Raw genomic sequence first — 25,895 nt, 5'->3', positions numbered from 1 at the left:
GCCTTTCCCCGTTCACGCATGGTGGGAAATGAGCGAAGCGCTTTTCGAGGTCAGGGACGTCACCAAGTCATACCGCACCGGCGATGTCGAGGTGCAGGCGCTTCGCGGCGTCGACCTGACGCTGGAGCGTGGTGAGATGGCGGTTCTGCTGGGACCGTCGGGCAGCGGCAAGTCGACGCTGCTCAACATCATGGGCGGGCTCGACCGGGCGACCTCCGGCCGGGTGCGCTTCGCCGATCACGAACTCACCGAGCACACAGAGAGGCAATTGACGCGATACCGGCGCGATCATGTCGGTTTCGTCTTCCAGTTCTACAATCTCATTCCCAGTCTCACGGCCTACGAAAACGTTGCGCTGGTGACGGAGATCGCCCGCAATCCCATGGATGCGGGAGAGGCCCTTGCAATGGTCGGTCTCAAGGAGCGCATGGATCATTTTCCGGCGCAGCTTTCGGGCGGCGAGCAGCAGCGCGTGGCGATCGCCCGCGCCATCGTCAAGCGGCCGGAAGTGTTGTTCTGCGACGAACCGACGGGCGCGCTCGATTCAAAGACCGGCATTCTGGTGTTGGAGGTTCTCTGCCGCGTGAATGCCGAATTCAATACGACGATGGCGATCATCACCCACAATGCCGCCATCCGCCAGATCGCGCACCGCGTCTTCTCCTTCCGCGACGGGCGGATCGAGGAGTCCGTCACCAATCCGGTCCGGCTCCAGCCTTCGGATGTGAGCTGGTAGCCATGTCGATGCTTAACCGGAAACTCTATCGCGACGTGATCCGGCTGTGGGCGCAGGTGATGGCGGTCGCGCTGGTCATGGCCTGCGGGGTGATGACCATCATCATCGCCATCGGCTCCTATCGCTCGCTGGAAGAGACGCGGCGCGTTTTCTACGATCGTTATCGCTTCGCCAACCTGTTCGTGGAGGCGAACCGCGCGCCCTTGCACCTGCGGGACCGGATGCTTGCGATCGACGGCATCGGCAGCGTCGAACTCCGGATCGTCGAATACGTGCTGCTCGACATGGAGGGCATGGCGGAACCGGCGACCGGGGTCGCGGTATCGCTGCCCGACCATGGTCAACCCGCGGTCAACCGGCTCTATATCCGCAGCGGCCGGTTGCCGGAACCCGGACGGCCGCAGGAGGTGGCTGTGCTGGAAAGCTTCGCCAGGGCGCATCGCCTTACGGAAGGCAGCCGCTTTTCCGCGATCATGGACGGCCGCAAGCAGGAACTGACGGTGACGGGTATCGTGTTGTCGCCAGAATACATCTATACGATCGGGCCGGGCGACATGGTGCCCGATCCGCGTCGCTTCGGCGTATTCTACATGTCGCGCGATGCGCTCGAGGGCATTTTCGACATGGGCGAGGCCTTCAACAACGCGGCGCTGACGACGCTGCGGGGCGTCGATACCGAGGAGGTGCGGGAGAAGCTCGACGACCTGCTCGACCGATATGGCGGGCGCGGCGCCTTTCCGCGCAAGGACCAGATCTCCCACACCTTCATCGAAAACGAACTCGACCAACTGCGGGCGATGGCGGCGATCATCCCGCCGATCTTCCTGTTCGTCTCGGCCTTCCTCGTCAACATGATCCTGACGCGGCTGATCGCGCTGGAGCGGGAGCAGATCGGGCTCTTGAAGGCGCTCGGCTACCGCGAGACCGAGGTCGCCTGGCACTATCTGAAACTCACCATCGTGATCGCACTGATCGGCGTGACGATCGGTTTTGCCGCCGGCAACTGGACAGGGCGCGGCTTGACCCAGCTCTATGCTCGCTTCTTCTCTTTTCCGTTCCTGATCTTCCGGGAGAGCTTCGACCTCTATCTCATCTCGGGCGGCATCTGTGTCGCGGCGGCCTTTGCCGGCGCCATTCGGGCGATCTGGTCGGTCATCGCGCTGCCGGCCGCCGTCGCCATGCAGCCGCCGGCACCGCTCCGCTTCCGTTCGCTGTTTTCCAGGCGGCCGCGGGGCGTGCCGCTCGTCTCGCAACTGACGATCATGGCTTTCCGTCAGATTGTCCGCACGCCGCTCAGGGCGTTTCTCACCTCGCTCGGCAGCGCTTTTTCCGTGGCCCTGCTGGTGGTCTCGATGTTTTCCTCCGATTCCGTCGGGTATATGGTCAACGAAATCTTCTTCCGCATGGAGCGGCAGGACGCCAGCCTGTTCTTCGATCAGGACCGGTCCGTGGCGGCGCTTGACGCGGTGCGGCACTTGCCGGGGGTGACGCGGGCCGAACCGTTCCGGGCGCTCGCGGTCAAAGTGCGCAAAGGCTCGCGGGAGAAAGACCTGACGGTCTTCGGCATCGGCGGGAATGCCGATCTCGGGCGGATCATGGATGGGGATATGCGGCCGATCTCGCCCCCGGACCACGGCATTCTTCTTATCGGCCGGGTCGCGGACTTGCTCGGCGCGCGGGTCGGCGATCTGGTGGAAGTGGAGCTGGTCGAGAAGGACCATCGGCGCATCCTGGTTCCTGTGACCGGCATCACACAGAGCCTTGTCGGCACGGACGCCTACATGCGCATCGACGCGCTCGACCGGCTGATCGGCGACGGGCGGCGGATTACCGGTGTGCGGGTATCGCTCGACATGGCGCAGCAGGAGGCGCTCTACGCGGAACTCAAGCAGACGCCGGCAATTGCCTTTGCGATGCTGATCGGTCTGTCGCGCGACCGCTTCCGGGCAACGGTCGAGCAGAACATATCGACGATGCAGGTGGTCTATACGACGCTCGCCGTCATCGTCGCCTTCGGGCTCGTCTATAATTCGGCGCGGATACAGCTTTCCGAGAGAGCACGCGAGCTTGCGAGCCTGCGGGTGCTCGGCTTTACGCCGGCGGAAGTATCCGGCGTGCTTCTGACCGAGCTTGCGGTGGTCGTCCTTGCCGCCCAGCCGCTCGGCTGGTTGCTCGGTTATCTCTTTTCGAAACTGGTGGTGGAGGGGGTCTCCAGCGATCTCTTCCGCATTCCCTTCGTCATCAATTCATCGACATTTGCAATCGCGAGCCTCGTGGTGCTCGGCGCATCGCTGTTGTCGGCGCTGATCGTGCGCCGGCGCATCGATGCGCTGGATCTCGTGGGCGTACTGAAAGCCAGGGAGTAAGGCTCCATGCGGGAAAAATGGATCAAGCGGTTCGTCTGGACGCTGGTGGTTGCTGCGATTATCGCCGGTTTCGCCTATGCCTTGCGGGAAAAACCGCAGGCCGTCGATGCGGGCGCGGTTACGCGCGGCGCAATGAAGGTCAGCGTCTCGCAGGAAGGCGTCACGCGGGTCCGTGACGTTTATACTGTTTCGGCGCCGATCGCCGGGCATCTGGCGCGCACGGTGCTGGAGGAGGGCGACAAGGTGACCGCTGATGTCACGGTGGTGGCGGCCATCCACCCGCTCGATCCCCCGCTGATCGATCTCCGCAGCCAGGCCGAGCTTCTGGCCGCGCGGGAAGCCGCCCGCGCTGCCGTCTCCATGGCGGAAATCGAATACAAGCGGTTCCAGTCCGATCTGCAATTCGCGCGCGACAATCTCGCCCGGGCGCTTCGGCTCGCCAAGACCGAATTCCTCGCGGAAAGCGCATTGCAGAAAGCGACGACCGAGGTTGAGGTGCTGGAGGCGCAGCTTGGCTCGGCCAAGGCGGCGATTGAGCTGCGCAAGGCGGAGCTTGCCAGCGCCGAGGCCCGCCTCATCCAGCCGCAGTCGTCCGATGCGTCGCGCGAGCGCAATTGTTGCGTCTACGTCACGGCGCCGGTCAACGGGGTGGTCCTGGGCGTCATGGCCAAGAGCGAGCAGCCGGTTGCGGCAGGCACGAAGATCGCCGAGATCGGCGATCCCGGCAATCTGGAAATCGTCGTCGACCTCCTGTCATCGGACGCGGTGCGGGTCGTTCCCGGCGCCCAGGCCGAGATCATCGACTGGGGCGGAGAGCACGCGCTTGCCGCGAGGGTGCGACGCATCGAGCCGGCGGGCTTTACCAAGGTTTCCGCGCTTGGCATTGAGGAGCAGCGGGTCAATCTGATCCTCGACCTGGAGGACAAGGACCCGCGCCTGGGGCATGGATTTCGCATCTACGCCCGCCTGACGCTCTGGCAGGGCGACAATGTGCTGCAGGTGCCGATCAGCGCCCTGTTCCGTAACGGGCGGGAGTGGGCGGTCTTTGCCATCCGCGACGGTCGCGCGCGCCAGATCAAGGTCGAGATCGGCCACATGAACGATGAGACCGCCGAACTCGCCGCGGGTCTGGAGCAGGGCGACACCGTCATCCTGCATCCCAGCGATACGATCAGCGAGGGATCGCTCGTTGAAGCGCGCGCGGAGTAAGGGCGGTGTCAGATCGCGCCGCCGGTTTCCCGGATGACCCTGGTCAGGCTGCCCGTCGCCGGGAAGAGGGGAATGAGGCAGGCCTGCAGGGCGTGGTAGATGTCGCCCTTGCCGGGGAAAAGGGTGTTGGCCGGGCGGAGGTCTTCCGTCAGTTCCTCGTGCCAGCCGCCGAAGGCGGGGTCGAGGTTGTTGCTGGCGATGAAACTCCAGATCTTGCGATAGCTTTCCTCGTGGAAGTCGCTCGGGCTCAACTGGTTGAGGAAATGGGCAGCGCCCGCACCCTCGCACAGCGGCCACCACAGCTTGAAGCGCTTGTCGGGCACGTTTTCCCAGTCGAGCGTATAGAAGAAGCCGCCTTTCTCCTTGTCCCAGCCGAGTGACATGGACTGGAAGAACAGGCCTCGGGCGGCTTCCGGCATCCAGTCGTGACGCTTGCCGCCGAGCACCCAGAGCTGAAGGATCAGGCGGGCCCATTCCAGCCAATGTCCCGGCGTGGTGCCGGAGGGGCGGAACATCTCGTTCTCATGGTAATAGATCCGGTCGAGTGTCCAGACCTCGTCGAAATGTTCCGGGACGCGATAACCCTGTTCGGCGGCGCGGCGGCGGATCAGCAGATCCGCGATGCTCTCGGCCTTGGCGAGATAGCCGTTGTCACCGGTTGCCTCGAAAGCTGCCATCAGGGCTTCCGTGAGGTGCATGTTGGAGTTCTGGCCGCGATAGCCGGGAACAGGCTGCCAGTCGCGGGAAAACTCCTCGGCGATGGCGCCGAAGCGCTCCTCCCAGAAACGGGTTTCGAGAACTTCGGTGATATCGGCCAGCATGGCGTCGGCCAGCGGATGGCCCACGACCTTGGCGGAGGAGGCAGCCAGAAGCACAAAGGCGTGGCCATAGCCCTGCTTGCCGGCATCGGCCGCGCCATTGTCGTCCACCTGCCAGAAATAACCGCCGTGCTCTGTGTCGCGATGGCGCTCCCAGAGGAATTTCATGCCGTGGTCGACCACGTCGGCGGCGCCCGGCCGACCGAGCAGGTCGCCGATTGCGTAACAGTGGACCATGCGCGCGGCCATGTGGATGCTGCGGATGGGATTGTCGGTGTTGAGCGGCTTGCCGTCACGCGTGAGGTCGAAGAAGCCGCCCTTCGGGTTGATGGCTTGCCGCTGAAAGAAGGAAAAAAGACCGTCGGCCTGATCGAGCAGCCATTTGCGATGATAGGGGCGATCGCTCCAATGGGTGGCGAGGGCAGTGGGGGCGGTTGTGTCCGACATGGCGATCCTCCCGAATTTCAATCGTTTGAAACCTCTTATAGCGAAATCGGCGCGTTGTCACCGCGCAACCAGCGTCGCGGTTAAGGCGTTCCAGGGTTTTGTCTGTCGCAAATGAAACGAATAAACGCATGTTGACATAAAGATATCTTTATGTGATTTCGAATTTATTGTCATTTGCAAGGAAGGTTGGCCAGATGTTCGACAGGCTGTTCGGTGAAGACGCTCGGGAACGGAACGGCACGGAGATCATGCGGGCGCTGGCGGCTGCCGCGCGCGAGCGCATCCTTGTCCTCGATGGCGCCATGGGCACGCAGATCCAGGGACTGGGCTTCGACGAAGACGCCTTTCGCGGCTCCCGCTTCATCGGCTGCGCCTGTCACCAGCAGGGCAATAACGACCTTCTGACGCTGAGCCAGCCGGATGCGATCGAGGAGATCCACTTCCGGTATGCCATGGCAGGCGCGGACATTCTGGAAACCAATACGTTTTCCTCGACCCGCATCGCGCAGGCCGATTACCAGATGGAGCAGGCGGTCTATGACCTGAACCGGGAAGGGGCGCTGGTCGCCCGCCGGGCGGCGATCCGCGCCGAGCGCGAGGACGGCCGCCGCCGGTTCGTGGCCGGCGCGATCGGCCCGACCAACCGCACGGCCTCCATTTCGCCCGACGTCAACAATCCCGGTTACCGCGCCGTTTCCTTCGACGACCTGCGCCTTGCCTATGGCGAGCAGATCGACGGCCTGATCGACGGCAATGCCGATATCATTCTGATCGAAACGATCTTCGACACGCTGAACGCCAAGGCTGCGATCTTCGCCTGCGAGGAGCGTTTCTCCGCCAAGGGCATCCGCCTGCCGGTGATGATTTCCGGCACCATCACCGACCTTTCGGGACGCACGCTGTCGGGCCAGACGCCATCGGCCTTCTGGTATTCGGTGCGCCACGCCAAGCCTTTCACCATCGGCCTCAACTGCGCGCTGGGTGCTGATGCCATGCGTCCGCATCTGCAGGAGCTTTCAGGCATCGCAGACACCTTCATCTGCGCCTATCCGAATGCCGGCCTGCCGAACGAGTTCGGCCGCTATGACGAGACGCCCGACGACATGGCGCGGCAGATCACCGGCTTTGCGGAGGAAGGCCTCGTCAACGTCGTTGGTGGATGCTGCGGTTCGACGCCTGAGCATATCCGTGCGATTGCCGAGGCCGTTGCCGGCAAGGCGCCGCGCAAGCCTGCCGAGCATCGGCCGTTCATGTCGCTTTCCGGCCTTGAGCCCTTCGTACTGACCAAGGACATTCCCTTCGTCAATGTCGGAGAGCGCACCAACGTCACCGGTTCGGCCAAGTTTCGCAAACTGATTACGGCTGGCGACTACACGTCTGCTCTGGCGGTCGCCCGCGATCAGGTGGAGAACGGCGCGCAGATCATCGACATCAACATGGACGAGGGCCTGATCGATTCCGAAAAGGCCATGGTCGAGTTCCTGAACCTGATCGCCGCGGAACCCGATATCGCCCGCGTGCCGGTGATGATCGATAGCTCGAAGTTCCCGATCATCGAGGCTGGCCTGAAATGCGTACAGGGCAAAGCGGTGGTGAATTCCATCTCGCTCAAGGAAGGCGAAGAGGCCTTCATCGAGCATGCCCGTCTGATCCGCAATTATGGCGCGGCTGTCGTGGTCATGGCCTTCGACGAAAAGGGGCAGGCGGACACCTATGCCCGCAAGGTGGAGATCTGCCAGCGCGCCTACCGCATCCTGACCGAAGAAGTCGGTTTCGCGCCGGAAGATATCATCTTCGATCCGAATATCTTTGCCGTGGCGACCGGCATAGAGGAGCACAACAATTACGGCGTCGACTTTATTGAGGCGACGCGGACGATCCGCGAGAAGATGCCGCTGGTGCATATTTCCGGCGGTGTCTCGAACCTTTCCTTCTCGTTCCGCGGCAATGAACCGGTGCGCGAGGCGATGCACGCCGTGTTCCTGTACCATGCGATCCAGGCCGGCATGGACATGGGCATCGTCAATGCCGGCCAGCTTGCCGTCTACGAGAGCATCGATCCCGAATTGCGCGAGGCCTGCGAGGACGTGGTGCTGAACCGCCGCGCCGATGCCACCGAGCGTCTGCTGGAAATCGCGGACCGTTACCGTGGCACCGGCGAGAAGCAGGCAAGGGGACAGGATCTCGCTTGGCGCGAATGGCCGGTTGAAAAGCGTCTGGAGCATGCGCTGGTCAACGGCATCACCGAATTCATCGACGCCGACACGGAAGAAGCGCGCGGACAAGCCGAACGGCCGCTGCATGTCATCGAAGGGCCGCTGATGGCCGGCATGAACGTGGTTGGCGATCTCTTCGGCGCCGGCAAGATGTTCCTGCCGCAGGTGGTCAAATCCGCCCGTGTGATGAAGCAGGCGGTCGCCGTGCTGCTCCCCTATATGGAGGCGGAGAAGGCGGCCAATGGCGGCGGCAGCGAGAGGCAGTCGGCTGGCAAGGTACTGATGGCGACGGTAAAGGGCGATGTGCACGACATCGGCAAGAACATCGTCGGCGTCGTTCTCGCCTGCAATAATTACGACATCATCGACCTCGGCGTCATGGTGCCCGCGACGAAGATCCTGGAGACGGCGGTCAAGGAAAAGGTCGATATCATCGGGCTTTCCGGTCTCATCACGCCGTCGCTCGACGAGATGGTGCATGTCGCCGGCGAGATGCAGCGGCAGGGATTCGACATTCCGCTTCTCATCGGCGGCGCGACCACCAGCCGGGTCCATACCGCGGTGAAGATCCATCCGCAGTATCAGGCAGGGCAGGCGGTCTATGTGACGGATGCCAGCCGCGCGGTCGGTGTGGTCTCGTCGCTTTTGTCGCCGGACAGCCGTTCGTCCACCATCGATGGGCTGCGCGCTGAATATGCCAGGGTCGCCGACGCCCATGCGCGGGCAGAAGCCGAAAAGCAGCGCCTGCCGCTTGTCCGCGCCCGGGAAAATGCGGTGAAGCTCGACTGGTCCGCCTACAAGCCGAAGAAGCCGTCCTTTCTCGGAACGAAGGTTTTCGAGGATTACGACCTTACGGAACTCGCGCGCTACATCGACTGGACACCCTTCTTCCAGACTTGGGAGTTGAAGGGTCGCTATCCGGCCATTCTCGAAGACGAAAAGCAGGGTGAGGCCGCGCGCCAGCTCTTCTCCGACGCCCAGTCGATGCTCACGAAGATCATCGACGAGAAGTGGTTCCGGCCGCGGGCCGTGATCGGATTCTGGCCCGCGAATGGGGTGGGAGACGATATCCGCCTGTTCAATGACGAGGCCCGGTCTGAGGAGCTTGCGACCTTCTTCACGCTGCGCCAGCAATTGTCGAAGCGCGACGGGCGGCCGAACGTGGCGCTCTCGGATTTCGTCGCGCCTGAGGGTAGCGGCGTTGCCGATTATGTCGGTGGTTTCGTGGTGACGGCCGGTTTCGAGGAAATCGCCATTGCCGAGCGGTTTGAGCGGGCGAACGACGACTACTCGTCCATTCTGGTCAAGGCACTGGCCGACCGGTTCGCCGAGGCCTTTGCGGAGCGGATGCACGAGCGGGTTCGCCGCGAGTTCTGGGGCTATGCGCCGGACGAGAATTTCACCAATGACGAACTCGTTGGCGAGGCCTATGGCGGCATCCGCCCCGCGCCGGGCTATCCGGCCCAGCCCGATCACACCGAGAAGACGACGTTGTTCCGGCTTCTGGATGCGGAAAAGGCAACCGGCGTGCAGCTTACCGAGAGCTATGCCATGTGGCCCGGCTCGTCCGTATCCGGCCTCTATATCGGCCATCCCGAGAGCTACTATTTCGGTGTCGCCAAGGTCGAGCGCGATCAGGTCGAGGACTATGCGGCGCGCAAGGGCATGGAGATCAGGGAGGTTGAGCGCTGGCTCGGACCGGTCCTGAACTATGTACCGAAGGCGGCGGAATAGGTCGGCTACAGGTCGTCGCTTTGCTCCTCACCCCGCCCTCTTCCCGCAAGCGGGGCGAGGGAGACGAAACGGCGCGGCAAGTTCCTTCGACCGTAAGCGGGGAGGGAATGGAGACGCTGCGACGTGCTTTTTCTCCCCGTTGACGGGGAGAAAGCGCCGGCAGGCGGATGAGGGGCAGCTATTTCTGTATCGCTTGAATGCCTTGCGAAAACGATTCCGCTTTTCGCGCTATCGCCTTGGGTGGGAATCATTTTTCGGGTTGGCTGTCAGGCCTTCAGCCGCAGCAAGATAGCCGTGGTGTCGTCGCTTTGCTTGAAGCGTGGAAACCGCAGGCCATCGGGATCGATCTCCCGTTCGAAGCGGCGGAGTTCCTCGACCAGAGGCAATAGCCCCTCGGTTTCGGCGCGCCGCACCAGTCCCGCGGGATCGTAGACCTTGTAAAGGGCGACGAGGTCGGCCAGACCGTCCGAGCAGAGGATTGCAGTTGCCCCTCCGGTGATCTCCACCGGTCGCCGGTAAAGGCGGTCGGCTGCTTCCGGCACCATGCCGAAGGTCCAGACATTGCTTTCCGTGGTGTTGTGCCGCGAGCGACCCTTGCGCAGATCCTCCAGTGTGTCGGGGTCGCCGACGGCGCTGCCGGATGAGCCGATGCCGCCGGCCCGCTCGATATGCTTCTGCGCGGCAAGCTGCTCCCATTCATAGGCGCCGGGAATGGGGATCACGAAATCGCCGCGGCCGTTGTCGTGAAGCAGATAGAGGCAACTGTCTCCGAGGCCGAAATACTCGAAACCCGTCGGTGTGCGGCGCAGTCCCGTCAGGCTGCAACTCGGCCAGGCGTAGCGTGGTTGCTCACCGGCGACGGCATGAAAGGCATCGCGCGCTTCTGAAGAAATCCCACGGATCGCTTCTGCCACGTCGACCACGCCATCGAGCCTTTCGCCGAGCCGGGTTGCGGCGAATTCCGCCATCCATGCCGCATCGCTGCCATGGCCTTCCATGAACTGCCGGTCTCCGAGCCCGGTCGCGCCATCGAGAACGAAGGCGGCATCGGGGTTGAAGCCGAACCTGTCCTCGTTCGGACGGCCGGCCTTGCCGGGATCGGTGATGGTGTCGAGGATGTCGATGGAAAAAGCCATGTCTGGAACTCTCAAGGGCGCAAATGGAAGAGCATTTCTGCAGGATCGGAGTCAGAACGACTCGATGTTCTGGATGATGATCCGGCGGATTTGGCATGGCCATGTCAAATGTCATGCGATCCACTGTATCTTGCCAAGGGAGACAGAGCGATGAAACCCATGCCGACGGAACCGGGCATTCTCGCCTTTCTCGAAAAATGCGACAACTTCTATCCGCCTGACGCTGTCGACGCCCCGATCGGACAGCAGCGACTCTGGTACAACGCTTTGTGCGCCGAATTCTCCCCCGCGCTGCCGGAGGGGCTTGTGAAGCTGGACGGAGAGGTGGCCGGCGTGCCAGTGCGTCTCTATCGGCCAGCGCAGGTGAAGACTGGCGTGAGGCTGGTCTATATCCATGGCGGCGGTTTCGTGGTCGGCTCGCTCGAAAGCCATGACGCCATCTGCGCCGAAATTGCGGATCGCGTCGGGGCAGAACTCACCGCGATCGACTATCGGCTGGCTCCGGAACATGTCTGGCCGGCTCAGCATGAGGATTGTCAGGCGGTGCTCGATGCGCTTCTTGCCGATGGCGACAGGCTGGTGCTGATCGGCGACAGCGCCGGCGGCAATCTTGTCGCCGGCCTTGCTCTCAGGGCGCGGGACGAGGGCAGGACGGCGCAGATTCTCGGGCAGGCGCTGGTCTATCCGGGGCTCGGCGGCGACCTCATTACCGGCTCCTATGCCGAAATGAGCGACGCCCCCGGCCTTTCGACCGCCGATGTCCGATATTATCGGGAGGTGTTGCAGGCGCCCGAGGACGATGCGGTCGCTTTTCCGTTGCGGGCGAAGAGCTTTGCCCGTCTGCCGCCGACCTACGTGACAGCAGCACATTTCGACCCGCTACGGGATGACGGCCGGCTTTATGCGATGCGGCTCGCCGAAGCCGGGGTCGAGGTATGGTTTTGCGAGGAGCCGCAGATGGTGCATGCCTGGCTGCGTGCCCGTCATATGAGCAAGGGCGCCGAAGATGGCTTCGACGCCCTTTGTCTTGCCGTGTCCCGGCTGGCGGGAACGATCTGATATCAGGCTGCAGCGCGGAGAGGCGTTTTCTGTTCTGCGCCGTGCGCCTCGACCTTGTCGCTGTGGACGAGGAGATAGATGCCTATGGCGAAGGCAAGAGCCGCCACGAACAGCAGATACCAGGCGTGCGCCATGGGGTTGACGGCGAGCATGGTGGTGACCGCGATCGGCGTCAGGCCGCCGAAGACGGAGTAGGAGATGTTGTAGGAAAACGACAGGCCGGAAAAGCGGACCGGAGCCGGGAAGGCGCGCACCATCACGTAGGGCACCGCGCCGACCATGCCGACCGCAAGGCCCATGACGGCATAGAGCGCGAAGAGGACTTCGAGCGAGGTTGCGGCGTAGGTGTAGAAGGCGAAGGTTGCGGCAGCAAAGAAGATGCTGCCGAAGGTGAAGAAAAGTCCGCTGCCGATACGGTCGATGATGGCTCCAGCGGCGACCACGCCGATCATCAGGAAGAGCGTTCCGAAAGAGGTCGCAGCCAGGGCCTCGCGGGCGGTGTAGCCGTAGAGCTTCTGCAGGAAGGTCGCCGTCATCAGCGTGGTGACGACGATTGCGGCGGACAGAACCCAGGTCAGCAGAGCCGAGATGATGACCGCGCGCGGATGATCGCGCAGCACGGCCTTGAGCGGCAGGCCGGCCGAGAGCGCGTTGCTGCGCTTCATTTCGGCGAAGACGGGCGTCTCCTCGAGCCAGCGGCGAAGATAGACCGCGATCAGGCCGAAGATGCCGCCAAGCAGGAAGGGGATGCGCCAGGCATAGGACGCCACTTCATCGGGGAGGAAAACGGTGTTTATCAGCGTGGCGATCATCGATCCCAGAAGGATACCGAGCGACAGACCTGATGTCAGGATGCCGCAGGCCAGACCGGTGCGGCGGGCAGGCACGTGCTCGGCCACGAAGGTCCAGGCTCCGGGAACCTCGCCGCCGATTGCCGCACCCTGCAGCATGCGCAGGACGATGAGCAGAACGGGTGCGGCCACGCCTATGCTTTCATAGGTCGGCATGAGCGCCATGCCGAGCGTCGAGAGCGCCATCAGCAGGATGGAGAAGGCGAAAACGCGCTTGCGGCCGAAACGGTCCCCGAAATGAGCGAGAACGATGCCTCCGAGCGGGCGAACCAGATAACCGGCGGCGAAGATGCCGAAGGTCTGGATCAGAACCAGCCAGTCCGGCATGCCCTCGGGAAAGAACAGCTTGCCGATCACCGTTGCAAAGAAGACGAAGATGATGAAATCATAAAATTCGAGAGCGCCACCGAGTGCGGAGAGGCCAAGCGTCTTGTAGTCGCGGCCGTCGAGGGGGCGGGAAGCGGTATGCGTCAAGGGGAGGGAGGTCATATGGGAGGCATCCTGAAATACGGCGCGTCCGGTGCGCCGGGCCGGGAATGCGGCAAAGCGGATGGCATTGCAAGTCATTTCATCGGCGAATCGGCTTCGAATGCCTTGAGAATACGGGAAGCGCAGATGAGTAGCGGCATCGTCGATCCGGCGCGACTGCTGGCGGAGATGGAGCCGCGGCTTGCGCCCGGCTTCTTCGTCTTCATTCATCTGGCGCCGGGGCATGGCCTGGACCTTGGCTTGCTCGATCCGCTCGGAACCTTCCGGGAGAAAGAGGGGCTGACGCTGATCCTCTCCGACGACAAGGCCAGGGCTCACGGACTGGGCGAGGCAATGCCGATGCGACAGATCACGCTCGACGTGCATTCATCTCTGGAAGCCGTCGGCCTGACCGCCGCAGTCTCCGGCGAACTGGCGCGCAACGGTATTGCCGCGAATGTGGTCGCGGCCTTTCATCACGACCACATCTTCGTGCCGGCTGCCGATGCCGAGAAGGCATTGCGCCTGCTGCAGGAACTCAGTGCCGGAAGCAGGCGGAACGAGACGCGGATGTTTTCGTAAGGCGGCTTTTCCCGACATGTTTGCGAGCGCGCGCCGGCGGCGCGCTGCGGACGGCGTTTCTACTCGAAACGGTCGATGATGGTGATGCCGCTTTCGGCGAAACGGTCCATCGCCATGAGGGCTGGAACGGCCTCCGTCAGGGATATGTGGCGCCCGATAAGTTGCTGGGGCTTCAGTGTGCCGGCTCCGATCATCGCGAGCATGGCGTCATAGCGCCAGGATTGCATGCCGTGACTACCGTAGATTTCCAGTTCATGGGCGATGACCCGGTCCATCGGCAGTTGCGGTGTGGCGTGGTCGGCGAGCATCAGTCCGACCTGTACGTGGCGGCCGCGCCGGCGCAGGTTGACGATCGAGTTGCAGCATGTCGAAGGGTGGCCCAGCGCATCGATGGAAACGTGAACGCCGCCGCCGGTTGCGTCGCGCACGGCAACGGCGACGTCCGTCTCGCGCGTTGAATTGATCGCCACGGACGCGCCAAGCGAGCGGGCGAGCGCCAGTTTTTCTTCGGAGATATCGACGGCAACGACGTTGGCGCCGAGCGCCTTGCCGATCATGATGGCGGAAAGGCCGACGCCGCCGCAGCCGTGCACGGCCAGCCACTCGCCGCCCTTGAGGCGTCCCTGATCGACGACCGCACGGAACGAGGTTGCGAAGCGGCAGCCGAGGCTTGCCGCCGTCGCATCGTCGATCGCGTCGGGAAGCTTCACGAGATTGTGGTCTGCGTAGTCGAGCGCCATGAATTCCGCATAGCTGCCCCAATGGGTGAAGCCGGGCTGGAACTGCTCCTCGCAGACCTGGCTGTTGCCCGATTTGCATTCGAAGCAATGGCCGCAACCGGAGACAAACGGAACGGTCACGCGGTCGCCGACCTTGAAGCGTTTCACCTCCGGGCCAACGGCCTCGACCACACCGGCAAATTCATGGCCGGGAACATGCGGCAGTCCGATATCCGGATCGTGTCCCATCCAGCCGTGCCAGTCGCTGCGGCAAAGGCCCGTCGCCGTGATCCGGAGGACGACCCCCGCAGGCGGCGGTGAAGGGTCCGGAACCTCGATCACTTCCGGGGCTTCGCCAAAACGCTCGTAGAACATCGCCTTCATGACACTCTCCTTCAGACTCGCCGCCGACATTTCGGCGGCGGGCTATCAAAGCACGCCGATCACATGAAATCACGTGCGATACGACGCTCGAAGTGTCGCTCGAAGGCAAGGGTCTCGCCTTCGTGGGCCGTGACGTGCGCCCCGATCACCCATTCGGTCTCGGTGCAGGTCATAGTGGTGGTCGCGACGGAGCGAACCGTCCAGCCGGGACGGACCATATCGCAGGTCCAGGTCGAGGTTCCCGCCATGGACAGCGGATCGCCTGGGGTGATCGACCAGGCTTCCTCGCGGATCTGGCGGGTTGAAAGGCCGGTGTCGGGATGTTCTGAAAGTCCTGTATCCTCCAGAATGTAGTAGGTCGTGCTGTTGCCGGAGAGATCGCGCAGTACCTGCCGCTGGGTCTCACCCGGTTCATGGGTGATGTAAGTCGGCAGAGGGTCCGGATTGTCCGGCTCCTTCACCGCGATTTCGTCATGCGCACCAAGGAGGGGAAGGGAGAGCGAAAGGCTTGCCGTATCGATGGTGAGGCCGGGATCGAAGGGCGCCGGCAGAACCATCGGCCAGTAGGCGGTCGAAAGCGCAAGGCGGATTCTGTGGCCCGTCCGGAAACGGTAACCGCAGGCGTCGAGCGTGACGGTTACCTTGACCTTCCTGCCATGCGGCATGGCCTTCGGCTCGGCATTGCTCTCACGATGCGCCAGATTGAGAACGCCGAAGGAGACGCGATAGGCGGTGCCGTCGGGATGGACATCGACGACGCGGGCAATCAGGTTCGCCCAGTCCGCATCGCAGGCCACTTCCAGCGTGACGAAAGGGCGGCCGAGATAATCGACATCCTGCGTGAGCGGCGCGGTCTCGAAGCAGAGGGAGCCGGCGTCATCGCCGCGCTGGTCGAGCGCCAGTTCGGCATCCGGCTTCAGGGTGAACCATTCGCCCGAGGCTGTGCCGGTATCGAGCGGCGATTTCAGGAAGACGTCGGTTGCAGCCGTGCCCGCCGGCTTGCCGGTGACGAGCGCTCCGTGGGTATCGACCGCGAAGGACTGGTATTCCGGCTCGCTCCATGCAGCCTTGGCAATCCAGCGGCCGGGGTCGACGTCGCGGCGCGGGGCGGGGCGGATGCCGTCCATGATGTAGGCTCGCACCTGCGGCGTATCCTCGATACCGTTCGCTTCGTCACGCAGCCAGCGGTTCCACCAGCGGATTGCCTCGCCGAGAAAATCGGCGCGCGGCTTCGGCCAGGCGAAATGCGGATATTTATGGACCCAGGGGCCGATCAACGCCTTGGCCTTGCCGCCCAAACCTTCCACGGCCTTGAGCGGCGTGTTGCGATAGCCGTCGGCCCAGCCGGCAATCACCAGCGCGGGCACCTGGAAAGCGGAAAAGTCTTCGCAGATCGAGCCGTGTTTCCAGAAATCGTCACGGCGCTGGTGCGAGAGCCATTCCTCCATGAAGAAGGGTTCGTTTTCCAGCCGTTCGAGCCACATTTCCTTCCAGCGGTTGCCCACGAGCGCCGGGTCCGGGGAGCGGGACTGGTAGCCCTGCATGGTTGCTGCCCAGGAAAGCTGGGCCGAGAGATGGCAACCGTCCTTGTAGTGGATATCGTCGTTGTAGCGATCGGTGGTGGACGCGATCGAAATGACCGCCTTCAGGGCAGGCGGCCGCATCGCCGCCACCTGCAGGCAGTTGAAGCCGCCCCAGGAGATGCCCATCATGCCGACCGAGCCGTTCGACCACGGCTGTTCGGCGATCCAGGCGATGAGTTCGCAGGCGTTGGCGAGTTCGAGCGGAGTGTATTCGCCGTCGATGACGCCATCCGATTCACCGGAGCCGCGGATGTCGACGCGGACGCCGGCAATGCCGGCCTCCGCGAAGGACGGATAGGTCGACTCGTCGCGCAGGCAGGTTCCGTCGCGCTTGCGGTAGGGCAGGAATTCGAAAACCGCCGGCACGGGATCGGCTTCCGCCCCGTCCGGCATCCAGATGCGGGCGGCAAGACGTGTGCCGTCCTTCAGGACGATCCACTGGTTCTCGATGACTTGGAAGGGGCGTGTGCCTGACATGATGGGCTTCCTATCCTGCGTTTTCAAGCGTCGAACCAGACGCGGCTACCTATATAGCCGTTCGACATGTCATTGCCGATATCATCGACGAAGCCCTTGAGCGTGTTGGAAGACGCCATGATGTAGTCGTTGAACACCGGCAGGATGAGGCCGCCTTCGTCGCGAACCATCAGCGCCATGCTGTGGTAGAGTGCCTTGCGCTTGGTGTCGTCGAGCTCGGAGCGAGCCTCGAGCAGCATCTTGTCGAAATCCTCGCGCTTGAAACGGGTGTCGTTCCATTCCGCCGTCGAGAGATAGGAGGTGGAGTAGCGGGAATCCTGCGTCGGACGGCCGCCCCAGTAGGATGCGCAGAAGGGCTGCGCGTTCCAGACATTCGTCCAGTAGCCGTCTTCCGGCTCACGCTTTACCTCGATCTCGATGCCCGCCTTCTTGGCGCTTTCCTGGAAGAGGATTGCCGCATCCACGGCACCGGGGAAGGCCGCATCGGACGTGCGCAGCAGGACCGGGCGGTCGAGGCCGGACTTCTTGAAGTGGAAGGCTGCCTTGTCCGGGTCGTACATGCGCTGCTCGATGTTTTCCGGGGCCAGAGCGTAGTTGCCGTTCACTGGATAATCGTTGCCGAGCGTGCCGAAGCCGCCGAGAACCTGATCGAGGATCGCCTGACGGTCGACGGCGTATTTCAGGGCGAGACGCAGGTCGTTATTGTCGAAAGGTGCCGTGTCGCAATGCATCAGGAAGCTGTAGAAGCCCTTGCCCGAGCTGCGCACGATCTCGACCTTCGGCGCACGCTTCAGGAGCGGCACGGTCTTCGGATCGACGGTATTGATGAAATGGACCTGACCCGAGGACAGAGCGGCGATACGGGCGGTTGCATCGTTCATGACGATGATTTCGACGCTCTCGACATAACCGCGGTCGGAGCGCCAGTCGCTTGCGTTCTTCTCGAAGGTTGCGCGGACGCCTGGCTCGAAACTCTTCAGCACATAGGGACCGGTGCCGATGGCGGCGGCCGGGTTTTCTACGCCACCCTTGGGCTGGATAATCAGATGGTAGTCCGTCAGCATCAGCGGCAGGTCGGCATTGCCTTCCTTGAGCGTCAGGACGAGATCGCCGGCTTTTTCCTCGATCGCGGTGATGGAGGAGAGCAGGCCGAGTGCGCCGGACTTGGAATTTGCGTCGGAATGGCGCTTCAGTGTGGCGACGATGTCGGAGACAGTCATCTTGCTGCCGTCATGGAAAGCAACGTCGCTGCGGATCTTGAAGGTCCAGACGGAGGCGTCGGCGGAAGGCTCCCAGGAGGTGGCAAGCGCGGGCAGCGGCGCGCCGGTCTTCGGATCCGACTCGACGAGGGTATCACCCCAGAGACGGCCGATCACAAAGAGAACCGAGGCGCTGTAGCTGGCGGGATCGAGAACGTCGCTGGTCGCGCCGCCCTTGAGGCCGAGCTTGAGATGGCCGCCGCGTTTGGCTTCCTGTGCCCGCGCGGATTGGGGAAGAAGGCCGCCGCCGAGGGCTGCAAGGCCGCCAAGGGCTGCCGTGCCGCCGAGGAAAGCGCGGCGGTTGACGCTCATCGGCAGGATAAGGCCGTTGGTGTTTCTGGTGAATTCGGACATGGTCGGTTACCCTATTTGTTTCAAAATCCGGGGCTGACCGTATCGCGGCAAATGCGGCGCGCAATTTCGCTATCTGACGCTCTTTTATGCTGGTTTACGCTATCTATTCCGTGCTGAAATAGCGCATGGAATCGAAAATGGATGCCTTTGTCGAAAACCTCAGGACGGCCTGCGCAACGCGGCACTCGATCTCGCAGGTCTGCCGGGAGATCGGGATCAACCGTCAGCAATTCAATCGCTACATCAATGGCGAGGCGAAGCCGTCTGCCCATAATCTGGCGCGGATCGCCACGTTCTTCGGCCTGACGCCGGCCGATTTTCAGCTCCCGGAGCACTCCTTCGGGCAGAAGCTTCATAGGCCTTCACTCGGGGGAGCGGAGGGCGTCGCCGATGTTTTCCAGGGGTTCCCGGGCGATATCGCAGCGCTAAGACGGCATGTCGGATATTATCAGACGTATCACCTGTCGCTCTCTTGGCCGGGGCTGGTGGTCTGCTCCTACAGCAGGCTTTACGAGGAGGACGGGTTGATCCGCGTTCGCTCGGTGGAGCGCATACGCGATGCCGAGCGGGAGATCCTGCAATTTTCGAAATATGTCGGGCTGGCGGCCTTCTGGCGGAACCGCATCTTCATTACCGAGCGCAATATCGGCCGTAACACAATGCTTTCGCAAACGATCCTGATGCCGTTCGAAGCGCATCAGCGGGTCTACCTGCGCGGCACGACGATGGGAGTGTCCTGGCGAAAGGAAAACCTGCCTTATGCGTCGCGGATGATCTGGCGCTATATCGGACGGGAGCCGGACATTCGTCAGGTGCTGTCGCGCTGCGGTGTTCTGCCGCTTGCGTCGCGGCATTTGCCGCCGACGGTTCGAGCGTTTCTCGAAGATCCGTCGGCGGAGATCCTGACCGTGCCGACGGAATATTGAGACGGATGGTACCGATGCCGAAGGTTTCGGCGCCCGGTTTCAGGAAACCCCGCTCGATTGCCTGACCTTGCCGGTTTCTGGAGCCAAAGCGGCGCCGAGGCGACGACCAAGCGCCATGGAGGGGACCTCCACGCTTTTGTAGGCCAATGCAGCGACCGGCACGATTATCGCAATCGCTGCCGCGATAATCAGCGCGGGGTGAATTTCGCCGTAGAACCAGCGGAACAGGAACAGCAGGATGGGAAGATGGAACAGGTAGAGGCTGTAGGAAATCCGGCCAAGCCACTGGCATCCGTCGTGTTCCAGCGCTGTGCGAAAACCGTTGTTTCCAAGGGCTGCGGCGATGACCATGACGGAGGCCAGTCCGTATAGAAGCTCCGCTCCCGGCAGGCCGGGCGGCACTGCGAAAAGGGTGAACGCAAGCGCCAGGCCGCTCCACAATGCGGGACGGCTAAGGGTCGACACGATGTCCGTAATTCGTGTGCGGTCGATCGCCATCTGCGCGCCGAGGGCGAAGAACAGCGTATAGATGGCCGTATCAAGCAGCGACCGTGTCAGCGGGTCCGGCCTGAACAGCATGATGATCGCGCTGGCGAGAAGCCAGACAATGAAAAAGACCGGCAATGCGATCCGCCGGGCGCGGAGGAGGAAAAGTGCGATCAGGGGAAAGAACAGCGAAATCCGCATTTCGTGCACCAGGCTCCACATGACGTTGTTGAGGTCCATGGTGGATTGCGTGCCGAGCATCAGAAGGTGGCTGAGGATGAGCCTGATGGTGACCGGTTCTGTCCAGGATTTCATGTTGAACCAGTCGCTGAGGCCCTGGATCGGCCCTGCCGGCGACAGCGATGCGAGCACAGCGGCAAAGGCGATGGAGGCGGCGAAGGGGATATAAATCCGGCAGAAGCGCTTCACCAGATAGCTCGGATAAGGCGTGCTTCGACCGGCGGCAAAGGGCAGGGCCAGCACGAAGCCGCTCAAGGCGAAGAAAAGAATAACGGCGGGCCTTCCGCCGACGATGGTGCGCAGCGGCGAATATCGCAGATACGTGACCGGGTCCAGCCAGACCGACAGGCTGGAAAGATCGATCGGTACGATCGCCTGCGGAAAAGTGAGGAAGATATGGTGAAGAACGACCGTCAGAGCCGCAATTCCCCGAAGGGAGTCGAGTGAGGTAAACCGCATCATTTCGATCGATGCTCCGGCAAAATGAACGCGTTGCCGCGCAAATAAATAGATAAGAGTGTATGCAATTATTACTACTAATTGTATAGTATTCCAAAGCGTTGCCGCATTGCAACAAGTATTTTCTGCGACAGCTAAGTGAAGTCGCTCGGGCGTTCTTCTCGCCCTGCCGGATGGAGGCCGGGCGGCATACGCTTCAATTTCCGGCGCTTGCCATCTTCCGGGTCGCCAAGGCCTTTTCCAGCCAGCCGATTTCCATTTCGGGGACGGATTTCAGCAGCAGGTCCGTATAATCGTCGAAAGGAGGCTCCAGCACCTTCGATTTGGGGCCGAAGCGCACCAGCCGGCCTCGATGCATCACGGCGACGCTGTCGGCGATGGCGCGGACGATGGCGATGTCATGGGTGATGAACACGTAGGAAAGCTTGGTTTCCTCTTGCAGGCGCATCAGGAGCTTCAGGATACCCTCCGCGACCAGCGGATCAAGCGCCGAGGTCGGCTCGTCGCAGAGCAGAAGTTCGGGCTTTGCCGCAAGCGCCCGGGCAATCGCCACGCGCTGCTTCTGGCCGCCTGAAAGCTCCGCGGGGAAGCGATCGACGAAGCCGGAGCCCATTTCGATCTGTTCCAGCAGTTCCTTGACCCGGGCCGTCTTCGCCGCTCCATGGAGGCCATAGTAGAAAGTCAGCGGACGGCCGATGATGTCGCGAACGGTCTGGCGCGGGTTCATCGCCGTGTCGGCCATCTGATAGATAAGCTGGATGCGGCGCAGGTCGTCGCGTGCGCGGCCGGAGAGCGCTGGCGGCAGTTGGCGTCCGTCGAAGCTGATACTGCCCTGGAGCGGAGGCAGGAGGCCGGTGATGACGCGGGCGAGCGTCGACTTGCCCGATCCGCTCTCGCCGACGACGGCCAGTGTCTGGCCCTTCGGCAGGTGCAGTGAAACGTCGTGCAGGACCCTGAAGCCATTCGGATAGCCGGCCGTAACGTTCTCGACCTTCAGCAGCGCGCTCGACTGATCGGCGGCCTCGTCCTTCCTTGCCTGTCGGACATTGACCAGGGCGCGAGTATAGTCCTGCCGGGGCTCCTCGATGATCTGCTGCGTCGAACCGTATTCGACAGTCTTTCCGTGGCGCAGGACCATGATATCGTCGGAGATCTGGGCGACCACTGCGAGATCGTGGGTGATATAGAGCGCTGCTGTGTGGGTTTCTTCGATAGCGTGCTTGATCGCGGCAAGGACATCGATCTGGGTGGTGACGTCAAGAGCCGTGGTCGGCTCGTCGAAGACGATCAGTTCGGGGTTCGGGCAGAGCGCCATGGCCGTCATGGCGCGCTGCAACTGGCCGCCGGATACCTGATGCGGATAGCGGTCGCCGAAGTGTTTCGGGTCCGGCAGGCCGAGCACCCCGAAGAGGTAGACGGCGCGGGCGCGGGCTTCCTCGACGGTCATCAGCCCGTGGGTGAGCGTTGCCTCGATCACCTGGTCGCCGAGCTTGTGGGCCGGGTTGAAGGCGGCGGCGGCGGACTGCGCCACATAACAGACGCGGGCGCCGCGCACCTTGCGGATGCCGCGCTTGTCGAGCGCCAGGATGTTTTCGCCATCCAGCAGCACTTCGCCGCCGGTGATGCGCACGCCGCCGCGGCCATAGGCGAGTGCCGACAGGCCGATGGTGGACTTGCCGGCGCCGGACTCGCCGATCAGGCCGAGAACCTTGCCCTTTTGCAGGTCGAACGAGACGCCTTCGACGATGGTGACGTTCTTCGGCGGCTCGCCCGGCGGATAGCTGGTGGCTTCGATCTTGAGATTGCGGACGGAAAGAAGTTCAGGCATCGCCGCGGCCTCCCTTCAGGCTGGAGGTTCGTTTCAGCAGCCAGTCGACCACCAGGTTGACGCAGACGGCAAGGGCGGCAATGGCCGAGCCCGGCACGAGGGCTGCGGAAATGCCGAAAATGATGCCGTCCTTGTTGTCCTTCACCATGCCGCCCCAGTCGGCGGCCGGCGGCTGGATGCCAAGGCCGAGGAAGGAGAGGGTGGAGAGGAACAGGATGGAGAAGGCGAAGCGCAGGCCGAATTCGGCCAGAAGCGGCGAAAGCGTGTTGGGCAGGATTTCCCGGAAGATGATCCAGAGCGTGCCTTCGCCGCGAAGTCTTGCCGCTTCCACGAATTCCATCACCGCGACATCGAGCGCCACGGCGCGGCCGAGGCGGTAGACGCGGGTCGAGTCGAGGACCGCCATGACGAGGATCAGGACAAAAAGGTTCTGCGGCAGGACGGCCAGAACGACCAGTGCGAAGATCAGCGTCGGGATCGACATCATCAGGTCGTTGAAGCGCGACAGCGTCTGATCAATCAGGCCGCGCGAGACCGCCGCCGTAAAGCTCAGGAAGATGCCGAGCGAGAAGGACAGGACGGTTGCGGCAAGCGCCACGAACAGTGTCGTGCGGGCGCCATAGATCATGCGGGACAGGAGGTCGCGGCCGAGATTGTCGGTGCCGAGCAGATAGGCACCGCCCATCGGTTCCCATACGCCGCCGACAATGTCGCGTTCGCCGAACGGGGCGATATAGGGCGCGAAGATGGCACAGACGAAAGCCGTGAGGATGCCGAGAATGCCGACCCAGGCGCTAACAGGGATATCTCTCAGCCTCATCGGGGATGCCTCAGTCTCGGATTGGCGATGATCGCGATGATATCGGCCAGCATGTTCAGGAAGATGTAGACGGCGGCGAAGATCAGGCCGCAGGCCTGCACGACGGGCATGTCGCGGACGGTCACGGCGTCAACCATGTACTGGCCCATGCCGGGATAGACGAAGACCACCTCGACCACGACCACGCCGACCACGAGATAGGCGAGGTTGAGCGCCACGACGTTCACGATCGGGGCGAGCGCGTTGGGCGCTGCATGTCTTACGATGGCGCGGAAGGCGGAAAGGCCCTTGATTTCCGCGGTTTCCATATAGGCCGAAGACATGACCGACAGGATCGCGGCGCGGGTCATGCGCATCATGTGGGCGAGAACGACGAGAACCAGCGTTGCCGTCGGCAGCGCCATGGCCTGCAGCCGTTCGGATATGGTCATGCCGTCATGCACGGTCGCGGGAAAGGTCGCGATGCCGAAGTTGATGGCGAAGAACAGGATCAGCAGGTAGCCGATGAAGAATTCGGGAAGCGAGATGGCCGCCAGCGAGACGATGTTGATGATGCGGTCCGGCAACCGGTTGCGAAAATGAACCGCCAGCATGCCGAGCCCGACGGCCAGCGGCACGGATATCGCCGCCGCCAGTCCCGCAAGCGCCAGCGAATTGCCCAAGCGTTTGCCGATCTGCTCCGTCACGGAATTGCGGCTTGCCCATGAGGTACCGAAATCGCCATGCAAAGCGTTGCCGAGCCACTCGAAATAGCGGGCGACGATGGGACGGTCGAGGCCGAGTTCCGAACGGATGTTGGCAACGGCCTGCGGCGTGGCCGACTGGCCGAGATAGGTCGTCGCGAAATCGCCCGGCAGCGCTTCGACACCGCCATAGATCAACATGGATACGGCGATCAGCAGGCCGAGACTGAGGAGGAGGCGCTGAAGGATCAGCGCAACCAGCGGATATCGTTCGCGAAATCTGAGTGACGGCGAACCGGCGTCAGGCAACTGGGTCATGGGCTCCGGTATGGCTTTATGAAAAATCGAGCGGGACCCGCAGTCCTGTCGGCGTGCGGATCCCCGTGAAATGTCAGGGGCGCATCATGCGGCCCCGCCTCATTTTCGTCAACTTTCGAGCCAGACGCGGGTGGCGACGTAGCCGTTCGACATGTCGTTGCCGATATCGTGGACGTAGCCCTTCACCTTCGTGCTTGCCGCGTTCACGAAGTCGTTGAACATCGGCAGGATCAGGCCGCCTTCGTCGCGGACCATCATCGCCATCTCACGATACATTTCCTTGCGCTTGGTCTCGTCGAGTTCCGAGCGGGCCTGCAGCAAGAGCTTGTCGAAGTCCGGACGCAGGAAGCGGGTGTCGTTCCAGTCCGCCGTCGAAAGATAGGCGGTGGAATACATCTGGTCCTGGGTCGGGCGACCGCCCCAGTAGGAGGTGGAGAAGGGTTGGACGTTCCAGACGTTCGACCAGTATCCGTCGCCCGGTTCGCGCTTCACTTCGATGTCGATGCCGGCCTTCTTGGCGCTCTGCTGGTAGAGGACCGCCGCATCGACGGCGCCGGGGAACGCGACTTCCGAGGTGCGCAACAGCACCGAGCCGGAATGACCCGACTTCTTGAAGTGGAAAGCCGCCTTGTCGGGATCGTAGGCGCGCTGCTCGATGCCTTCGGGGAAGAGGGCATAGGTGTTGTTGATCGGGAAGTCGTTGCCGACCTTGCCGTAGCCGCCGAGGATCTTTTCCACCATCGTCTCGCGGTCCATGGCGTATTTCAGCGCAAGCCGCAGGTCGTTATTGTCGAACGGCGCGGTGTTGCAGTGCATGATGAAGACGTAGTGGCCGCGACCGGAGGTGTTGAGGATCTCGACATTCGGGGCGCGCTTCAGGAGCGCCACCGTCTTCGGATCGACGCGGTTGATGTAGTGAACCTGACCTGACGACAGCGCCGCGATGCGGGCGGTGGCATCGTTCATGCCGATGATCTCGATCGAGTCGACATAGCCGCGGTCGGAACGCCAGTCGTTCGGGTTCTTTTCGAAGGTCGCGCGAACGCCGGCCTCGAAGCTCGTCAGCTTGTAGGGGCCGGTGCCGATCGAGGCCAGCGGATCGTCATTGCCGCCATTCGGCTGGATGACGAGGTGGTAGTCGGTGAGGAGCAGCGGCATGTCCGCATTGCCCTCGGTGAGCACGAGAACGAGATTGTCGCCGTCCTTCTTGATTTCCTTGATCGACTTCATCACGCCAAGCGCGCCGGATTCCGACTTCTCGTCGGTGTGGCGCTTGAGCGTGGCGACGACGTCGTCGACCGTCAGTTCCTTGCCGTCGTGGAACTGCACGCCCTTGCGGATCTTGAAGGTCCAGGTGGCGGCGTCTGCGGAGGGCTCCCAGCTCTCGGCAAGGGCCGGGACGGCAGCACCGGTCAGCGGGTCGCTTTCGACCAGCATGTCGCCCCAGCAACGGCCGACGCAGAACATGAACTGGGACAGGAATTTTGCCGGGTCCTTGCTGTCGGTGGCGGAGCCGCCTTCAAGGCCGAGCTTCAGGTGACCGCCCTTCTTGGGTTCCTGGGCTTCGGCGCTGGCGGCGAAAAGGCTGCTTGCTGCGGTAAGCGTCAAGCCTGCTGCCATGGCCCGCCCCATGAATTCACGACGGTTTATGCCGGCGGATGTGACACGACCTGCGAGGTATTTCGTATAATCGTTCATTAGCCTGTTCCTTCTCTGGTTGGTTGGGCGCATCCGGCA

At 62.7% G+C, this 25,895-nt stretch carries 18 protein-coding genes; 7 read left to right on the top strand and 11 right to left on the bottom strand.

What is annotated here, in order from left to right; translation table 11 throughout:
- Positions 1 to 28 precede the first annotated feature (28 nt).
- Genes ACLBKR_RS10865 through ACLBKR_RS10855 form a run of 3 tightly spaced genes read left to right on the top strand, consistent with a single transcriptional unit; the run spans position 29 to position 4,311 of the window.
- Positions 29 to 736 carry an ABC transporter ATP-binding protein gene (locus ACLBKR_RS10865; RefSeq protein WP_112827949.1) on the top strand — a complete coding sequence of 236 codons (708 nt, stop codon included), beginning with the start codon at positions 29 to 31 and terminating at the stop codon, positions 734 to 736.
- Positions 737 to 738: 2 nt separating this feature from the next.
- Entirely contained in the window at positions 739 to 3,102 is a 2,364-nt protein-coding gene (locus ACLBKR_RS10860; protein WP_414899313.1) for an ABC transporter permease, read from the top strand.
- 6 nt (positions 3,103 to 3,108) lie between these two features.
- Positions 3,109 to 4,311: an HlyD family efflux transporter periplasmic adaptor subunit gene (locus ACLBKR_RS10855; protein WP_113447239.1), complete on the top strand. Its 1,203-nt coding sequence runs from the start codon at positions 3,109 to 3,111 to the stop codon at positions 4,309 to 4,311.
- 8 nt (positions 4,312 to 4,319) lie between these two features.
- On the opposite strand, the gene ACLBKR_RS10850 is transcribed toward ACLBKR_RS10855, so the two are convergent.
- The gene (locus tag ACLBKR_RS10850) at positions 4,320 to 5,576 is read right to left on the bottom strand and encodes an AGE family epimerase/isomerase (RefSeq protein WP_113438712.1); all 1,257 of its coding nucleotides are present in this window, start codon (positions 5,574 to 5,576) and stop codon (positions 4,320 to 4,322) included.
- Between the two features lie 194 nt (positions 5,577 to 5,770).
- Between ACLBKR_RS10850 and metH the strand changes: the two genes are divergently transcribed.
- The gene (gene metH, locus ACLBKR_RS10845) at positions 5,771 to 9,526 is read left to right on the top strand and encodes a methionine synthase (protein ID WP_113438711.1); all 3,756 of its coding nucleotides are present in this window, start codon (positions 5,771 to 5,773) and stop codon (positions 9,524 to 9,526) included.
- Positions 9,527 to 9,792: 266 nt separating this feature from the next.
- Here metH and ACLBKR_RS10840 read toward each other — a convergent pair whose 3' ends face one another.
- Positions 9,793 to 10,662, bottom strand: a complete 870-nt coding sequence (locus ACLBKR_RS10840) for a protein phosphatase 2C domain-containing protein (protein WP_113438709.1) — start codon at positions 10,660 to 10,662, stop codon at positions 9,793 to 9,795.
- 159 nt (positions 10,663 to 10,821) lie between these two features.
- Here ACLBKR_RS10840 and ACLBKR_RS10835 point away from each other — a divergent pair, with 159 nt between their 5' ends.
- Positions 10,822 to 11,721: an alpha/beta hydrolase gene (locus tag ACLBKR_RS10835; protein ID WP_113447344.1), complete on the top strand. Its 900-nt coding sequence runs from the start codon at positions 10,822 to 10,824 to the stop codon at positions 11,719 to 11,721.
- A 2-nt stretch (positions 11,722 to 11,723) separates the two neighbouring features.
- Here ACLBKR_RS10835 and ACLBKR_RS10830 read toward each other — a convergent pair whose 3' ends face one another.
- Entirely contained in the window at positions 11,724 to 13,061 is a 1,338-nt protein-coding gene (locus ACLBKR_RS10830) for an MFS transporter (RefSeq protein ID WP_113447241.1), read from the bottom strand.
- Positions 13,062 to 13,187: 126 nt separating this feature from the next.
- Here ACLBKR_RS10830 and ACLBKR_RS10825 point away from each other — a divergent pair, with 126 nt between their 5' ends.
- Entirely contained in the window at positions 13,188 to 13,622 is a 435-nt protein-coding gene (locus tag ACLBKR_RS10825; protein ID WP_113339112.1) for an ACT domain-containing protein, read from the top strand.
- Positions 13,623 to 13,681: 59 nt separating this feature from the next.
- Here ACLBKR_RS10825 and ACLBKR_RS10820 read toward each other — a convergent pair whose 3' ends face one another.
- Genes ACLBKR_RS10820 through ACLBKR_RS10810 form a run of 3 tightly spaced genes read right to left on the bottom strand, consistent with a single transcriptional unit; the run spans position 13,682 to position 18,398 of the window.
- Complete coding sequence (locus ACLBKR_RS10820) at positions 13,682 to 14,725, bottom strand: zinc-dependent alcohol dehydrogenase family protein (protein ID WP_113439097.1); 1,044 nt, start codon at positions 14,723 to 14,725, stop codon at positions 13,682 to 13,684.
- 59 nt (positions 14,726 to 14,784) lie between these two features.
- Positions 14,785 to 16,785, bottom strand: coding sequence for a CocE/NonD family hydrolase (locus ACLBKR_RS10815; RefSeq protein ID WP_414899312.1), 2,001 nt, complete (start codon positions 16,783 to 16,785; stop codon positions 14,785 to 14,787).
- 23 nt (positions 16,786 to 16,808) lie between these two features.
- The gene (locus ACLBKR_RS10810; RefSeq protein WP_113438707.1) at positions 16,809 to 18,398 is read right to left on the bottom strand and encodes an ABC transporter substrate-binding protein; all 1,590 of its coding nucleotides are present in this window, start codon (positions 18,396 to 18,398) and stop codon (positions 16,809 to 16,811) included.
- A 137-nt stretch (positions 18,399 to 18,535) separates the two neighbouring features.
- Here ACLBKR_RS10810 and ACLBKR_RS10805 point away from each other — a divergent pair, with 137 nt between their 5' ends.
- Complete coding sequence (locus tag ACLBKR_RS10805) at positions 18,536 to 19,324, top strand: helix-turn-helix domain-containing protein (protein ID WP_112828244.1); 789 nt, start codon at positions 18,536 to 18,538, stop codon at positions 19,322 to 19,324.
- 39 nt (positions 19,325 to 19,363) lie between these two features.
- Here the strand turns inward: ACLBKR_RS10805 and ACLBKR_RS10800 are convergent, their stop codons facing one another.
- The 5 genes from ACLBKR_RS10800 to ACLBKR_RS10780 form a co-directional block, all read right to left on the bottom strand.
- A complete protein-coding gene (locus ACLBKR_RS10800) occupies positions 19,364 to 20,512 on the bottom strand; it encodes an acyltransferase family protein (protein WP_113486938.1) in 1,149 nt (382 codons plus the stop codon).
- Positions 20,513 to 20,705: 193 nt separating this feature from the next.
- Entirely contained in the window at positions 20,706 to 22,337 is a 1,632-nt protein-coding gene (locus ACLBKR_RS10795) for an ABC transporter ATP-binding protein (protein WP_113486936.1), read from the bottom strand.
- The gene (locus ACLBKR_RS10790; protein ID WP_113339106.1) at positions 22,330 to 23,157 is read right to left on the bottom strand and encodes an ABC transporter permease; all 828 of its coding nucleotides are present in this window, start codon (positions 23,155 to 23,157) and stop codon (positions 22,330 to 22,332) included. Before ACLBKR_RS10790 ends, ACLBKR_RS10795 begins: the two co-directional genes overlap by 8 nt.
- Entirely contained in the window at positions 23,154 to 24,158 is a 1,005-nt protein-coding gene (locus ACLBKR_RS10785) for an ABC transporter permease (protein WP_113486934.1), read from the bottom strand. Before ACLBKR_RS10785 ends, ACLBKR_RS10790 begins: the two co-directional genes overlap by 4 nt.
- Positions 24,159 to 24,266: 108 nt before the next feature.
- Positions 24,267 to 25,856 carry an ABC transporter substrate-binding protein gene (locus tag ACLBKR_RS10780; protein WP_113486932.1) on the bottom strand — a complete coding sequence of 530 codons (1,590 nt, stop codon included), beginning with the start codon at positions 25,854 to 25,856 and terminating at the stop codon, positions 24,267 to 24,269.
- Positions 25,857 to 25,895: the final 39 nt, after the last annotated feature.

Source organism: Paenirhizobium cremeum (genome assembly GCF_047553425.1).
Lineage (GTDB): Bacteria > Pseudomonadota > Alphaproteobacteria > Rhizobiales > Rhizobiaceae > Allorhizobium > Allorhizobium cremeum.
The sequence above is the reverse complement of the archived record's forward strand: the minus strand, read 5'-3'. Positions and strand labels throughout refer to the sequence as shown.